At 41.9% G+C, this 16,191-nt stretch carries 7 protein-coding genes and 7 tRNA genes; 12 read left to right on the forward strand and 2 right to left on the reverse strand.

Features of this window, described 5'->3' with window-relative positions:
- The first annotated feature begins 655 nt into the window (after positions 1-655).
- Together O0550_RS09805 and O0550_RS09810 are read left to right on the forward strand one after the other, a co-directional pair.
- Positions 656-4,630 (forward strand): S-layer homology domain-containing protein, encoded by a 3,975-nt coding sequence (locus O0550_RS09805; protein WP_003339636.1) that lies wholly within the window; start codon positions 656-658, stop codon positions 4,628-4,630.
- Between the two features lie 85 nt (positions 4,631-4,715).
- Positions 4,716-5,588, forward strand: coding sequence for a hypothetical protein (locus O0550_RS09810; protein ID WP_003339634.1), 873 nt, complete (start codon positions 4,716-4,718; stop codon positions 5,586-5,588).
- 18 nt (positions 5,589-5,606) lie between these two features.
- On the opposite strand, the gene O0550_RS09815 is transcribed toward O0550_RS09810, so the two are convergent.
- On the reverse strand, positions 5,607-5,981 hold the full coding sequence (locus tag O0550_RS09815) for a hypothetical protein (RefSeq protein ID WP_258426170.1): 375 nt from the start codon (positions 5,979-5,981) through the stop codon (positions 5,607-5,609).
- 795 nt (positions 5,982-6,776) lie between these two features.
- Between O0550_RS09815 and O0550_RS09820 the strand changes: the two genes are divergently transcribed.
- The 3 genes from O0550_RS09820 (at position 6,777) to bluB (ending at position 13,444) form a co-directional block, all read left to right on the forward strand.
- Positions 6,777-11,417 (forward strand): immunoglobulin-like domain-containing protein, encoded by a 4,641-nt coding sequence (locus tag O0550_RS09820; protein ID WP_258426171.1) that lies wholly within the window; start codon positions 6,777-6,779, stop codon positions 11,415-11,417.
- A gap of 19 nt (positions 11,418-11,436) precedes the next feature.
- On the forward strand, positions 11,437-12,642 hold the full coding sequence (locus O0550_RS09825) for a DNA-binding protein (RefSeq protein WP_258426172.1): 1,206 nt from the start codon (positions 11,437-11,439) through the stop codon (positions 12,640-12,642).
- A 148-nt stretch (positions 12,643-12,790) separates the two neighbouring features.
- Positions 12,791-13,444, forward strand: coding sequence for a 5,6-dimethylbenzimidazole synthase (gene bluB, locus O0550_RS09830; protein WP_003336585.1), 654 nt, complete (start codon positions 12,791-12,793; stop codon positions 13,442-13,444).
- Between the two features lie 125 nt (positions 13,445-13,569).
- On the opposite strand, the gene O0550_RS09835 is transcribed toward bluB, so the two are convergent.
- Complete coding sequence (locus tag O0550_RS09835) at positions 13,570-14,871, reverse strand: NCS2 family permease (protein WP_003339623.1); 1,302 nt, start codon at positions 14,869-14,871, stop codon at positions 13,570-13,572.
- Between the two features lie 418 nt (positions 14,872-15,289).
- On the opposite strand from O0550_RS09835, the gene O0550_RS09840 reads away from it, so the two are divergent.
- From O0550_RS09840 to O0550_RS09870, 7 genes are all read left to right on the forward strand, one after another.
- Positions 15,290-15,366, forward strand: a tRNA-Glu gene (locus O0550_RS09840).
- Between the two features lie 54 nt (positions 15,367-15,420).
- Positions 15,421-15,497 (forward strand) — tRNA-Asp (locus O0550_RS09845).
- Between the two features lie 30 nt (positions 15,498-15,527).
- Positions 15,528-15,603, forward strand: a tRNA-Thr gene (locus O0550_RS09850).
- 6 nt (positions 15,604-15,609) lie between these two features.
- Positions 15,610-15,685, forward strand: a tRNA-Lys gene (locus O0550_RS09855).
- A 29-nt stretch (positions 15,686-15,714) separates the two neighbouring features.
- A tRNA-Arg gene (locus O0550_RS09860) sits at positions 15,715-15,791 on the forward strand.
- Positions 15,792-15,797: 6 nt separating this feature from the next.
- A tRNA-Pro gene (locus O0550_RS09865) sits at positions 15,798-15,874 on the forward strand.
- Positions 15,875-15,894: 20 nt separating this feature from the next.
- Positions 15,895-15,971, forward strand: a tRNA-Arg gene (locus O0550_RS09870).
- Positions 15,972-16,191: the final 220 nt, after the last annotated feature.

The following is a 16,191-nucleotide window of genomic DNA, read 5'->3' on the forward strand; positions in this document are numbered from 1 at the left end:
TGAGAGTTCCTCCTGAGTTTGTTCATCATCTGATATTTCGTGCTTTGTCTGATCTTACCATCAATACCGATAAGGCTTCATTTTTGCTTCGGCTAGCATTTGTAAGAAGTGCTAGAATGCACTAAGCTAAGCGAGAGGAGTTACTAGATCTAGGACAACCACGCAAGCAGATAGTACGGGGCTGTGCTAATACGACCTACATAAACACGACAACAACCAAATTCTGCCGAGACCGTCTCAGACGAGCACGATGACCCCAATCCTTTTTTAACATTCAGAAAATCACTTCTGTTTGAAATCTTATGTTTAAAGTAAATAATCTATCGCATGATGTCAACGATCAGTTACAGATTGGTTATGTTTTCTTGTCATAAGAAGTCAGATATCCACTTAAAAGGACAACGGGATTTGATACGCATGAGACGTACTACATGTTACGATGAATGCTTTCATGCTGGTGAGGTATATGTAGGCAGCAAAGGATTGCTTTCTATGTTTGGATGCTATTATTGGAATAAATATGGAAGATAAAAGTTTTTCTCTGTCAAAAATAAAGCTAAAAACCTTAATATTTACAACGTTCTTACCGATATAAAGAAATGGGTATGTTTTTCTTTGAGGAGAAACACACAGTAAAATTAGAGGAGGGGAACGAATGACCAGAAGGATATTGCATGCACTGTTGGCCTTAGTCATGATGCTGACCGTGATCCCGTTTTATCCGATGGGCGCAGGTGCAGCTGGTAGCGGGAATAACTTTATATTTGAAAATCTCCCTGAGATTGTTAATGACAAATATCTATCTCTTGAGGGATCTTTAAATCAGGTTTCTCCCATAGGCATTAGTTATACGGTAACACCGAAAAACGGAAAAGAAGGTCCACAGAAGACAACGGGAGTTATCGTTTCAGATGACGGAAGACGGATTCGTGTTGCAAACATTGAATTGTTCCCAGGTGAAAATACAATTACGTTTCGCGGGAAGAATGGTGCTTCCGAGATAACTTCTTCGATTAAAGTGACCTATATTGATACGCCACTTTTGTATAACCTACAGTTCAAATCAGGTGCACAAAAGCTACCTTTGAATGAACAAAGTGCCACAGTTGTAACACAGCGTTTTACAAGTGGTAATGGCATTTTTACAATTGAGGGGAACGCTCCTAACGTTACAAAGGTAATCGTGGAAAGCGACGGAGAGTCACGTTCAGCATTTGTAAATGAATCAGCAGATAACTACTTTATTATCAGTCAGTTGAATTTGAAAAAAGGAAAGAACGTCCTTACATTCAAATTGACCAATAAAGATCAGGTTATTGAATCAAAACGAGAAGTTATTTACTTTGACGGAACGGCTACTTTTTTTGATACAAAGGTATCCGTAAATGGCTCAGCAACTGAGTATGATTTAAAAGATTTTCCAATGCTCTTGTCTAAAGGTACACCAAATGCTGCTGACTTTACCTTCTCAGGTGATTTGATGATCCCTGTGGACAGTAATTTTACTCCAGCTGCAAGTACAGTAGAAATCATGAAGGTTCGCTTCTTTGAAGGTAGCCTATCTGGTACTGCAAAGGCGAATATCACGTTCAAGCATGCAGAGTTAATCAAGCAGCCAGACGGTGCTGAGTATCATCATTACCGCTATAGCTTTAAAGGTGATAAGTTACTTGATGGAAATCCACCTGATGATCCAACAGCACCAAAGCCAGGAGTACCAGCAGTATTCCCATTTGAGATTGGGAAACGCTATACGGTGGCGATGGATGGATTTAATCCAGTGCAGTCAACTAAAGAAGCTTCTAGCGTATACGATACAAACAGCGATTTTGGCTACACCATCAAGGATGACAGCAAGTTCCAAATTACAGGTGCAGAGTATATCCAATCGGACAAAATACCGGCTGGAAATGAAGAAGGCAATAAATTTGATGCGAATACTACCATTAATAAATTGCCATTCTCTATTGCTCTACTAACGAAAAATACAGGTACTGTAAACAAAATCACCGTTCATGCGATTGGACAAGGCGGTGGCAAGATTCCTGTTACCGTTAGTCCTGCTACTGGAACCGTTCGCGGTGAGCGTCTCTGGTTCACCATTAGGGAACTTCCAGTTAATGGAACACAAAAGCTAGAGTTTGAGGTTGAAAGCTCCACTGGTAAAGATGACTATTCTCTACAAATTACATCAGCTTCTGGACCAGTTCAAGAATTTGCCAAGATCAAAGACGGTCAGGTTTTTGATTATGATCCAACGATTACTGACTACGAGAAAAAGCTTGTTACTAGCATGGGAGAATTTGAGGGTACTGTTAGCAATGTGGAGCTTGAGGCAGCTAGCTATACAAACGGTACGATCAAGCTGACTTTGAATAACAGCGATATTCCATTAGAACCAAAAGGTGACAACTATCACTTTAAAATGAAATCCGGTACAAAGGTTAATTTTATTGAAGGTCAAAACACCTTGGTTTTCAGATACAAAAAAGGTAACGTTCTGTACGAAAAAACGTACAAAATTTCGTTACTGTCCAACAACTACCCTGAAGTTCCAAAAGGCGGCACAGAAGGAATTTATCCGTATGCAACAGAGAAGCCTTCTAAGGACAACCGCTTTACTGGAAAAGACGGAGTGTATACAACCAAAGAAAAGAAAATGAATGTCTTTGGTACCTTTGATTTTATTGATCTGCCAGATTCAACTTCCGCTATCGAAGGAAGACTTAACGATATGAAGAAAGATATTGAGGCTGGTAATGAGCCAAAATATGTACTTGAAATCAAGTCTTCTGATGATAAGTATGATAAAAAATGGATTTTAGGTAAAAACAAATTGTTAATTGATGGAAAAGACACTTGGGGAAGCCAAGAGGTCGACAATTTGGAAGTGAAGTATCTGAAGGACAAAAAATACTTTACCTTCATTCTTTCCAACATTGAATTACCTAAAGATGGTTCAAAACTAGTTTATACCTTTACCGTTTACAATAACGGGGTAAACGGCTCTTCCAAATCAACTTCTCGTTTGGAAGTTCGTGCGCCAGGCTTAATGTACGACATTGTTCGTCCTATTTTGCCGCGTCAAGCTACCTTGAATCAAAACTTTGTTGAAGTAATCATTGATGCACCAGGTGCGGACAGCATTACATTCGGCAAAAATAATGTTGCGACAAAAGTAGACTACGACGGCGATATGGACGGGAAAATTGATTACCCGAACGCCTTTAGAGCGGTCATTACAGATCTGAAACCTAACAAGGCGAACAAAATTAGCTTTACGGTGAAGAGTGCTAACGGCGATGTCGTAAATGATTCGTTCGAGGTATTCTATGCACTAAGTACTATCCCAGGCGCGCAACATATGGCACCAATGACTGCGAAAACGAATATTTTCGAAAAGCAGTTAAACCTGACATTCCCGAAAGATACGTATCTGGTTCGCTACGATTATAACGTACCAGAGAATTTGAGAGGTCAAGTCTTCAAGGGCCATAACATCCTATACGGAATTGCTAACAAAGAGGATGGCGTTGTTGATCGTTTTGATTATCTACAAGAAAGACCGAAAAACTTTGATGATTTGATTAAGGACTTGGGTCGTGATTTCGAGCATTCCTTTGATACACATTTTGTAAAAGCATCGAATGTATTCTGGATGGATGCAGGTTTAGCTGATGATCCAGGTACAAAGGAAGACTATGATCCGTATCCATATGGTATGCTGCCAATCATGCCACGTGCGTTAACAGATAGTCTGAAGCTTTATAACTTCAACGATGTTCCTGTGAATCGCGTGCTTGTACCAAACAAACGCGGTACGCTAGAGCTTGCATACGATGCGAATGTTGTTTCGGATGCAGCTAATCATCTAACCGTAATGAGATATGACCCGAACAAGTTCTTCTGGGAAAATCTTGGCGGTAAGGTAAATGTGAGCAAGAAAACGATCACTGTTCCATTTGATAAGTTTGGCTATTATGTAGTAGCTAAGCTAAACGATTCCTTTGTAGACGTTGTGACTCATCAATATGCACGCAACCAAGTAGAAGCAATGTTTGCTAAGGGAGTTATTAAAGCGGATAACGAAGTGGAATTTAAGCCAGATACAGAAACGACACGCGGTGAATTTACAGCGATGATCGTGCGTGCCTTGCAGCTTCCATTAGTAGATAATCCGCCAAGTCAGTCGTTTGTGGATGTACCGTTTGATTACAATGGTACTCAGAAGTACGACTACCGTCACATTGAAACAGCAGCGCGTTTGGGAATCGTTCGCGGTAAAGAACCAAAGATTTTCGAACCAAATAGTAAAATTACTCGTGAAGAGGTCGCCGTTATTTTAGCGCGTGCGTTGAAATTAAAAACGGAAACCAATGCAGCAAAAACAACTGCAAACTTAACAAAATTGTTCAAGGATGCACCATTGGTTGACCGATATGCAGCTCCTGCTGTAGTGGAAATCGCCAAGAAAAAACTGATCATCGGTTCTCCAGTAGATCCGAATGACCCGAAACAAGGCTATATATTTGAGCCAAAAGCTAACATGCTTCGCGGTGATGCAGCGATCTTAATGGCTCGTGTCATGGCAATGCAAAAATTGATTCCGGCTGTTGCTGAAGTCAAGTAGGAACTGGATGAAATAAAAGCGAAAACCTTCCTGGCCATTCTGGTTACAAGGAAGGTTTTCTGCTAATCACAGGGGAGGACGTTGTATGAAAGGATTGAAGTTAGTTGCCTTATCTGCCGCATTGCTTGCGATTGGAGGCACAACCGTTTTCGCGGCAGCTCAAGTAGTGAGTCCATATGGGCAAGAGGGAAACTACCAAAAGGTAGCCTTGACGGTAGATCGTTCCCCCATTAACGAGCGTGGAATTGTAATAGACGGCAAGGTATATATTCCGGTTGAACCGTTGCAAAATTTACGTAAATTAGCTTACATGAAGGATGATGCCTCTTTTGTCACACATCTGTTCTTTGGGGGAACAGGGGGTTCCTCGGCTCTTACTCAGGAAGCCCAACGCGTAATGGGGAATAAAGATGTTCTAAACACCTTAATGCAAAGCATTCCCTACGAATCAAAGAATTATCATTCAGGCATGATGCTTCAGGATATACAGAACATTGCCTCGCTAGCATCCCAGATGAAAAAGACAACGGATACGTTAAATAAAGCGATCTACAGTAAATTAAATCAAAACGTCACTCCTAATGTGGGAATGCTAAAGCAGACGTACACGTATGCTACAGTTCCGATCGAAATTATGAGAGATCGGATGGAGGCTTTATCTGATGAAATGGGTGATAAAGTAAGCAAAAGTGACAGACGTAGAATGGATGACGTTATTGAACTGCTCAATGATGCAGTAAAATATAAACAAAAATCATTACGCACTTTTGAGGATTGGCTAGAAAGCTCTGATGAAGATGATTTAGAAGACATCCGTGATTATGAAAAGGATGCCAATAAATATATTGATGAAGCCATCAAGTATCTAAATGGGTTTGATGCGAAAAAGCCAGGCCAAAAATATACGAAAAATCTGCGAGATAGCGTACTGGAATGGATTCGAAAATCAAATAAATAAGCAACAAAGGCGCTTCTTTTAACGAGTAGCGCCTTTGTTATTATCACGTATGAAACTCATTTGCAACACCTCTTCTATATCCCCGACCTGAAGTACGAACTGTCTAATCTCCTGATGATCAACGCCATGCCGTTCAGCCTGTTCCTTCAAGGCTCTGAGATTAATCCCGAACTTTCCGGGCTTCTTAGGATGAACCATTAATTCTCCTACCGTGACTGTAAGCCCTAATAAGTCTGGATCGAAGTCTTCTGCATCCTTTCTTTGAAAAGGGGCTGTGATCGGTATATAAGCTCGCTCCTTGTTCCAATCAAGCTCGGTTTCCCGAAAGGTAATGACATACCAGAGGGGGGCTAACCGATTTTCCAAGTAGTCGTAATATACGTTGATTTTCATGATGTACCAATCATCCTTTCCCGGGAAAAGCTTCACATTTTTCCGCGTAAACGTCTATCTTATGAGGGTGATCGCTTCTTTTATAAAGCTTAGAAGATAATACCCTTGCGTAGTGAACCACCCTGTTAACTAAAATGCATTTATCTGATGGGTTCAGTCGATGTTGAGTGAAAACGAACTGGTTTACTGGTGAGCTATATGAGAGCGTGATTTCATACTACACGATTTGTACATGCTGTAGATCAACTGCGATTAAAATGAACTATTTTTGCCTTAAAGGAGTAAGGAAGACAGGCATATCTGCTAAAACAAATCAGTGATCATTTATCACGTAAGGCACGGATTCCATTCCCCTTTAACTATATCACCCGGCTGTTAAAGAGCGTAGTGCATTCCTTTTCTGTGTTCATCATCGAACAGATTTCATTTACACCCAATAAAAAATTTCCGAAAAAACAGGCAAACTCTATAACAAAGAGGCAGTCTATATTCTTAAGAGTAATAGTTAGCCAGTCTTACCTGAACCAATTGTAAAAATTATGAAAAATAAATTAGAATATTTTTACAATTATCTAATATAAGCTTAGTCTAAAATTCACATCATTATTTTATACTAACAGTGAGAATGATCATAAAAGTTGCATTTCTTGAAAAAATCCTACTAAATGATCATGTAAAAATTGAAACTCTACCATATAGTGAAAATGCCAGAATACTTTTTCCTATTTTTCTGAAATAGGGAATATACTGGCAGGTCTCATTTTCGTTCTTTTTCAAAAAATTACGTAAAAAGGAGTGACTGAATTGTCGCAACGAAAAAGGTATCTAAAATGGTTGAATGTTTTCATGATTCTCTGTATGGTATGTTCATTTAGCCTACCTGTAGTTGTACAAGCGGCAGAAACATCGGAAGTTCAAGAAACATTAACGCCACAAGAAGCATTAGCACCACAAGAAGCATTAGCACCACAAGAAGCATTAACACCACAAGAAACATCAGCACCACAAGACGTGTCTCAGCGTGTAAAACAAAAGAAGCTAAAAGTGCAGGACGTATCTGCGGTCAATGGAGAGGTAACCATTACGTTATCTGACATTCCAGAGGATACACCAGAACCAGAGGATTTTCAGCTTTCAGTCAAAGGGGGTCTATTAGAAGGATGGTCTTCACTAGAAGCAACTGATTTCGCTTGGGATGAATCAAGTAAAACCGCTCGTATCCAATTTGAACCAATCAAAGGTGGAGAGCTGGATAAACGGGTAACTGTACGCGTGGATGCGTACGGCTCGAAAAAAACAGCAAAATCATTTCTGGTACAGGCTACTTCTAGCAAAGTGTTTGCTGTAAAGATAGAAAACCTAGCAGACGATAATATCCTAGAAATCGATTCTGCTTTAGATGGAAGCCTAACTTTGAAAGCGGTTGCATATGATATCCGCGGAAGAGAGGTGGAAGGTAAAGCCGTAAATTGGAGTTCTTCTGATAGACGAGTCGCTTCAGTGAATGAGGAGGGTGTTGTTACAGCTAAAGCAATTGGGCTAGCCATTATCCAAGCGGAAGTGGATCATCGGATAGCACTGTTCCCAGTCCTTGTAAAGAAGCCTGGCCCATCACTAAGCTTGTCCGTTAGTAGCTTACATGAATCGGATGCTAATGATGGGGGGATTTCTGACTCACTTCTAGTGGAGCTTCATCATGCCAAGTTTTTGCCTCTGTTTTTGAAATCAAGCATACAAGTCAAAGGATTACCAGAGGGACTCAGCTACACAGCTAAGCTGGAGAGCGAGGATCGACTTAGAATCACTTTCTTGGGAAAAGCAGTGAAACATGAGGCGAAAGACAGCGTTGATCATGTGTACGTAATCGTGAAGCATGATATGGTATTTGGCGCTCTTTCTCACTTAGTTTCACCAGAATTTTCCATAAATTTCAAAGATTCCAAAAACACGAAAGCACCTGTGTATTTGGATGCGAAGTTAGATGAAGACAATAAGCGAATTACCTTACGTTTTGATGACGAAATTGCCTTGGCGGTTTCTGAAGAAGCACTGCGCGACGCGATCCAAATAGCTAGGAACGGCAGTGACTTCATTTCTCTTACGGAAGGCGATCTAGTTTCCATTAAAGGACAGTCACTAATCGTTACATTGGCTCAAGGGCTACGTGGAAACGATAATAAGATACGTTTACAAGCCAATACGATTCAAAATACAGCCGGTAACCTGTTAACAGAGACAGTTGTTTCGGAGTCATTAGCGGCTAGTATCGCTTCCATTGCAGACTTGAAACAACGAGTAAATGAAGTCGTAACGCTTCAAGGGATCATCACGGCGGATAACACCTCGCTTGGCGGTGGAAAGCTGTCTACGTATATACAGGATGAGACAGCAGGGATTAATTTGTTTGCAAGTAAATGGACCAGTTATCCAGATCTAAAAGAGGGAGATTTGGTTCAAGTAACAGGAAAGATTGTTGTTTATAAAAATTTGACAGAAATCATTCCGGAAACATCAGAAGATATCGTCGTGGTAAGTACGGGGAATCAGGTGCCTGAGGCAAAATTCTTGACAGTAGTCCAATTAAACCAAGCGGCACTAGCAGAAAAATATGAAGGAATGCTAATCTCCTCGCAGGCATTCTTACTATCTGTTCCAAGCAGTGAATCAGGCGGTGGCTATAACCTACGGATGATTGATGAGCATTTCCAAGGCATGACAGTCCGTGTTATGAAAGAGAGCATTGACGTAGCACAGCTTACGGCAGGTAAGTGGTATCAGGTAGAGGGTGTTTTAGCACAATATAATGATCTGTATCAAATACTTCCGCGTAAACAAACGGATTTGCTCCTGTTACAGGACCAACTGCCAACCCCTCAGCCTAAAGAAGCTTACCCTTCCATTGTGAAGGATGTGGTGGATGGCGATACGATTCATTTATCTCAGCCAGTTCTTGGGGTAGATACGGTTCGATTTGTCAATATGGATACGGCGGAAACCTATCATATAAAAGATCCTAATTTTGACTATACCCAGGTATACAACGGTACGGACAATAGCAGTAAAGATAAAAACCAAAAAGCTCATGGCGAACGTGCCAAACAGCATCTAAAAAAATTAATAGCTCCAGGAGATTCGATTACGATTAAACCAGCTTCCACACCTATTGATGCATACGGTCGCCTTTTAGCAGAAGTAATTCTTCCAGATGGCCGTAACGTTAATTTGGAAATGGTGAAAGACGGATATGCCAGCATGTATATCATCTGGCCAGTCAAGGATGAGACATTTAAGCAATACGCGAAAGCCGTCAAGGAAGCGAAGCAAGCAGGAATTGGAATTTGGAATGCCCAAGACCCATTGAGTGAATTGCCGTTTGAATTCCGGGCTCGTGAACAGAAAAAGGTACTAAGCCGTCCTGTTGGGGATGCTGGTACAAAATTCTATGTACAGCCTCTCGAATTTCAAAAGGTTGCTGTAGAAAATCGTGTGTTCTTTAACAGCACACAAGAGGCTGAACAAGCTGGTTATACGTTAGCGCCTACTGAAGAAAAGCATGGCTTGTCAACCATACGGCAATTGCCAGACAAAACCCCGATCGTAACAGCTACAGGGGTAGTAAGTACAGTCTCGGACAGTCGGAATAGCTTTTATATTCAAGATGACAAAGCAGGTATTCTGGTATTCCAACCTACTACACAAACACAGGTGAAGCCAGGAGATGTGATTACCATTACAAAAGGCTTGAAAGATACGTACAACGGAGAAGTAGAAATTATGCAAGCCGAATTCTCGATTACAGGTACGGTCAATGAACCTCAAGCTATTTCTGTAGAGGCAAGCCAGCTAATCAAGAAGCAAGGAATGCTGATTCGCTTGGCGGAAGCAACGGTTTCACAGGTCACTTCTAGTAAGCTTGTAGCGGAGACCTCGACGGGCTCGATTGAAGTTTTTTTAGGGAAGTATGGGGTTAGCCTGCCGGAATTACGTGAAAAAGATGTGGTGGATGTAACTGGAATAGCTTCTATTTTTAAAGGCTCGGCTCAGGTTTATCCACGATCTGTAAAAGATATTGTTATTTTACGCAGTGGACTTACCGATGCAGATCGGGTGGCAGCAGATAAAGCAGCTCTTTTTGTAGGGGATGAGAGTGGCACAGCTCGGACTGATCTGACTTTGCCTACCAACGGTGCTTATGGCTCGACAATTGCCTGGGTATCCGATCAACCAGCCATTATTTCGGAGCAGGGAAAAGTCATTCGTCCAGCAAAAGGTTCGGTAGATGCAAAAGTAACCTTAACAGCTACTCTGAAAAAGGGGACTAGCATGGATACGAAAGTGTTCTTGCTCACCGTACCTGCCCAAACAATCACGGACGAGGAAGCAGTAGAGGCAGTGAAAGCTAGCTTGAAGGTTACCTATGATGGTACGGCTACAAGCGTGTCTCTACCAAAAATGGGTGCAAACCATGTTGCGATCCAATGGAGCTTGCAGGACCAAGCCCATTCAGCCATCGTAGAGCTTGATAATGGACATGTAAACAGAGCCGCTGTTTCCAAGATAACTGACGTTGTGCTAATCGCTTCAATCAAGTTAGGGTCTGCTCAGTCACAGAAAGTATTTTCGATTAGAGTACTTCCTTTGGGAGATGTACCTCTTGTTCATCCAATTACAGTGACAGACACGCATATAACAGGTACAGCTAAGCCTGGAACAGACATTCATGTTCGAACAGGCTCGACGTTAGTAGGGACTGACAAGGCAGATCAGGTAGGAGCTTTCGGTGTGAAAATTCCAGCACAGTCAGTAGGAACTGTACTCGAAGTCATTGCTAGCAATCCAACGACTCATTATCAAAGTGAAGCAGCTTATGTATTGGTAACGGAATCAACAGGGGCACCAAGCATTATTAATGTTGGCGATATTACTGCTTCTGTGAGACAAGGAGCCAATTACCCCTTACCTACAACTGTATTGGCTTCCATGAGCGATGGGACCAAACAGCAGGTACCAGTAGATAGCTGGAATCCGAATGTAGCAGATACAAGCAGTGAAGGTACATTCAACTTTGAGGGAACAGTCGAAGGGTATGCGCAAAAAGTACGTTTAAGCTTGGAGGTAACCAAGGAGGGAACGGGACTGACAGTAGCTCAAGCCCTAGCCCTGCCACAAGGAACGACAATTACACTTGAAGCTTATGTACAGACGGTAGAGCCAAATGCCCAATTTGCAGGCTATGGTATTTATCTTGCTGATCAGCCAGGGGACGAAACTACAGATGCGCTTATCGTAAAATTTGCGAATGCAGACCGCAATGGACCATATGCCGTAGCAAATGCCGCCGGTAAAAAAGTGAAAATCACCGGTGTTTTGCATGATAAAGCGTATTTTAGCAAAAAAGGAATTGCCACCTATACACATATTCAACTTGTGCCATAAGAATAAGGAGGGGTCTACGATGTTTCGTTCATCTTATTTGGTAGCTAAAAAGCTTTGGAAGGGCGCTCTTGTTGTAACACTAGCAGCTTCCACGTTATTCACGAGCTCAGTCTGGGCTGAAGGTCCTCACGATCCGGCTCCGTTTATCTCTGCAAAAGGTACCCCTCTGGGTAAAAAGGTGTTATTTGACAATACGCATGGACAAACAACAGGAGCCGCAGACTGGGTTATTGACGGAGGCTTCTCTGACTTTGCGAATGCGATCGCTCAAGTCGGCTATGATGTGAAGGAATTACGCAAATCAACACCGATTGTCTATGACGATCTGAAAGAATATACCGTGTTTGTAATTGGAGAGGCCAACATTCCTTATAAGGTATCTGAACAAGCAGCAATGATTGAATTTGTAAAAAATGGCGGTAGCATCTTCTTTATCGGGGATCACTACAATGCAGATCGTAACAAGAATCGTTGGGATGCCTCGGAAGTGATGAACGGATATCGCCGTGGAGCGTGGGCTGATCCAGCTAAGGGAATGAGCGAGGAGGAGCGTAACTCGGAAGCTATGCAAGGGGTAGCAAGCTCTGATTGGCTGGCTGACAACTTTGGTATCCGGTTCCGCTACAATGCGCTTGGAGACATAAATGCAACCAACATTGTGAGTCCTGCTCAGGCGTTGGGAATTACAGAGGGCGTATCCAGCGTGGCAATGCACGCGGGTAGCACCCTTGCCATCGTTGAACCGAAAAAAGCAAAGGGAATCGTTTATTTGCCAAAAACAAATGCAAAATGGGCCCATTCTGTTGATAAAGGTGTATATAAAGGCGGTGGAGTGGAGGAAGGCCCGTATGTAGCTATCGCTAAGCTGGGGAAAGGAAAGGCTGCTTTTATCGGTGACTCTTCGCCGGTAGAAGATGCAACCCCGAAGTATTTGCGTGAAGAGAATGGCCAAAAGAAGAAAACCTATGACGGATTCAAAGAACAAGACGATGCTGTGCTACTTATTAACCTAATCAATTGGTTAGCAAAACAAGAGAATTACGAAAACCTTCAGCAGGTACAAGGCTTAAAGCTGGATACGGCGACTCCTCTCATTACAACTGGTCCAGAAAATGAAATTCCGTCCCAAACAATCGAACCACAAAAAGAGCCTTGGGCAGCTCCAGCCGCTGGTTATAAATGGTGGGACCCTAGTACATTTGCTAACGGTTCTTACGGAAAATAAAAAATGTCACAAAAAATCTCCTACTGTTGGTGGGAGATTTTTTGTACGATTAGAAGAGGAATAAAAAACTGCTTGATGAGGCTCGACTTCCAACTGTTTTCTAACAATGGGTAACTTGAACAAAAAAACATCTAAGGAGATAAGCAAAATGCTTCAATTTACTGAACAAGAAAAACAAGGCGTGTATAAAGCGATTGAAGGGAGACGGGATATTCGTAGTTTTTTGGATACACCATTGCCTGAAGATGCTATTCAACGAATTTTAGAAGCGGGGCATCATGCACCTTCTGTGGGTTTTATGCAACCATGGAATTTTATTATGGTCACAGATCAAGAAATAAAGGATAAGCTAGCTTATGCTGCAGACAAAGAACGACGCGCGCTGGCTATTCATTATGAAGGTACAGACCGCAGTGATCAATTTATGGGAATCAAGGTTCAAGGGCTAAAAGAAGCTCCTCTGACTATCTGTATTACAAATGATCCGACTAGGGGAGGGGCCCATGTCCTTGGTCGCAATTCGATTCCAGAGACAGATGTCTTGTCAGTGGCATGCGCGATTCAAAATATGTGGCTGGCTAGCTGTGCAGAAGGAATTGCCCTTGGGTGGGTTAGCTTTTACAAGAAAGCGGATGTCCGTGAAATCTTGGGAATACCTCCGCACATTGAGCCAGTAGCCTTGCTTTCATTAGGCTATACAAATGAATATCCTGATCGTCCGCTATTGGAAGTTCTTCAATGGGAGAAACGGCGTAATTTACAGGAATTAATTTTCCAAAATGAGTGGGGCATACAAAAATAAGAACACAGTGGCTGCCAAATCTTTAGATTGCTGGATCGCTCCTATGCAGGCTGTACGTATGGTATCTATAAAAAAGAAGTCAGAATTAAATCCTGACTTCTTTTTTGTCTTTATTTTTGCTTCTATTAATGAGGAACAGCGATCAGTTGAATAGCAAATAAAACGCCAAAGAGATAGACTAATGGATGCACCTGACGCCATTTGCCTCTTAAAATTTTCATCAGTGGGTATGAAATAAACCCTAGTGAGATCCCAGTAGCGATACTGGAGGTAAGCGGCATGCTTAACAAAACCAAGAAAGCAGGAAAAGCTTCATCTGGTAGTTCCCAATTAATGTGGCGGACACTGCCAACCATCAAGGAGCCAACGATAATGAGCGAAGGAGCGGTGATGGCAGACAATCCTGATACGGCGCTAATTAGTGGACCAAAAAAAGCGCCAATTCCTAGCAACAGAGCAATAAACACGGCAGTAAGCCCGGTGCGACCGCCAGCAGCAACACCAGATGCAGATTCTACATAAGCAGAAGTTGGCGATGTTCCTAGCATGGAACCGAATAGAGTAGCGACAGAATCTGATAGTAGGGCACGTTCAGCTCTTGGAAGCTTGTTACCTTTCATCAGTCCTGCTTGTTCAGCTACGCCAAGTACTGTACCAGTCGTATCAAATAGCGTCACTAGTAAAAAAGAGAATACTACTGAATATAGACCATACTCGATGACTTCTCCAAAGGCCGTTACAGGATTGGAGACTAGGATTCCCTCAGGAAGAGTCGGCATAGAGACAAATCCGTTTGTAAATTGAAGCTGACCGGTTAGAAAGGCGATTAGACCAGTAAGAATCATTCCGAAAAATAAAGCGCCATTTATATTTAGAGAGTAAAATATCAGGGTTATTAAAAGACCAATCAGAGCTAATATGACAGAAGGAGAATGCAAATCGCCTAACGCAACCAAATTGCTTGGGTGGGCAGTAATTAACCCGCTCATACGTAATCCTAAGAACGCAATAAAAAGCCCGATCCCAGCAGTAATAGCGTGCTTTAAATTATTTGGAATGGCCTCAATTAATTTTGAACGTAGAGGTGTAAGGGAAAGGATAACGAATAATATCCCTGCCACAAATACTGCTGAAAACGCAATATGATAATCAAGCCCTTGATTGGTTTTTACAACGGAGTAAGCAAAATATGCATTTAAACCCATAGCAGGTGCAATTGCTATAGGATAGTTTGCATAAAGTCCCATGATAAGTGTACCGAGCATGGCGGCTATTACTGTTGCCGTGAAGCTTTGTTGAAAGGGAACGCCCGCATCTAATAAGATGAGCGGATTGACAACCATGATATAAGCCATTGTAAAGAATGTAGTAAATCCGGCAGTTAACTCTTTTTTAAAAGAGGAGTTATGCTTTTCTAGTTGAAACAAGTAGAACATCTCCTTAAACACGAATATTAAAAGGGAACAAAATAGATATTATACGTAATTTTTTATTTGCGCAAGATGGGGAGCATTCTTCTGGCAAAAACCATGTGAGGATAAATCAAGTTGCTATAGAATTAGATGTTACTTGTTGTACAGCTATGAATGAACCCATTAATTGGAGCTAGCAATTGTCATCATAAATTTATATGATAAGTGTAGTGTAACAATTGATTTTGTGGATTATTCTTAGAGCGACTAGTTCAAGTCGCTCTTTTTTAGTACGTTTTTTGTGGCTTTTAGCATGGAGAGGAATTCTTTGTACAAGTTGTTTAAAAGAAAATTTTTAAAAACTATTGACTATACTTAATTAAATGTGGTAGACTAAATCTCGTTCCCAAGAAATACATAAAAAATTGTATATGGCCCGTTGGTGAAGCGGTTTAACACAGCAGCCTTTCACGCTGTCATACAGGGGTTCGAATCCCCTACGGGTCACCATTTCTTCTTTAAATATTGGAATTCATTTCTGGTGATTTTGAAGAGAAGTTTTAGGGAGCTGTGGTGAAGCTGGAGTTCACGCCGGTCTGTCACACCGGAGGTCGCGGGTTCGAGTCCCGTCAGCTCCGCCATCATTTTTGATAAGTTTATATTCCGAATTTGCCGGTGTAGCTCAATTGGTAGAGCACCTGACTTGTAATCAGGGGGTTGTGGGTTCAAGTCCTATCGCCGGCACCATTTTGGGAGCCATTAGCTCAGTTGGTAGAGCATCTGACTTTTAATCAGAGGGTCGAAGGTTCGAGTCCTTCATGGCTCACCATTTTCATTGTGTAAAATTAAAATTTTAATGTGCCCTTAGCTCAGCTGGATAGAGCGTTTGACTACGAATCAAAAGGTCGGGAGTTCGAATCTCTCAGGGCACGCCATATTGTCGGGAAGTAGCTCAGCTTGGTAGAGTACTTGGTTTGGGACCAAGGTGTCGCAGGTTCGAATCCTGTCTTCCCGACCATTGAAATGAATTAGTGCTATGTCTCAGTAGCTCAGCTGGATAGAGCAACCGCCTTCTAAGCGGTCGGTCGGGAGTTCGAGTCTCTCCTGAGACGCCACTCTTTCTTTACCAGAAGGTGCGAAAAGGTAGACTAAAAAAAGGTTGACAAACAACTTTGGTTGTGGAATAATACTGAATTGTACTTCAAAAAATGATCTTTGAAAACTGAACAGTAAAATGTTTGATAGAAACACTAGCCAAGCAAGTTTTGAAGCTTTGATCAAGAACTACTTTAATGGAGAGTTTGATCCTGGCTCAGGACGAACGCTGGCGGCGTG

It is taken from the genome of Brevibacillus halotolerans, assembly GCF_026891775.1.
Classification (GTDB): Bacteria; Bacillota; Bacilli; order Brevibacillales; family Brevibacillaceae; genus Brevibacillus_B; species Brevibacillus_B halotolerans.

What these genes read in the sequence shown, in the direction of transcription:
- O0550_RS09805 (WP_003339636.1), top strand. Translation starts at nt 656, where the DNA reads ATGACCAGAAGGATATTGCATGCACTGTTGGCCTTAGTCATGATGCTG.
- O0550_RS09815 (WP_258426170.1), bottom strand. Translation starts at nt 5,981, where the DNA reads ATGAAAATCAACGTATATTACGACTACTTGGAAAATCGGTTAGCCCCC.
- O0550_RS09825 (WP_258426172.1), top strand. Translation starts at nt 11,437, where the DNA reads ATGTTTCGTTCATCTTATTTGGTAGCTAAAAAGCTTTGGAAGGGCGCT.
- bluB (WP_003336585.1), top strand. Translation starts at nt 12,791, where the DNA reads ATGCTTCAATTTACTGAACAAGAAAAACAAGGCGTGTATAAAGCGATT.
- O0550_RS09810 (WP_003339634.1), top strand. Translation starts at nt 4,716, where the DNA reads ATGAAAGGATTGAAGTTAGTTGCCTTATCTGCCGCATTGCTTGCGATT.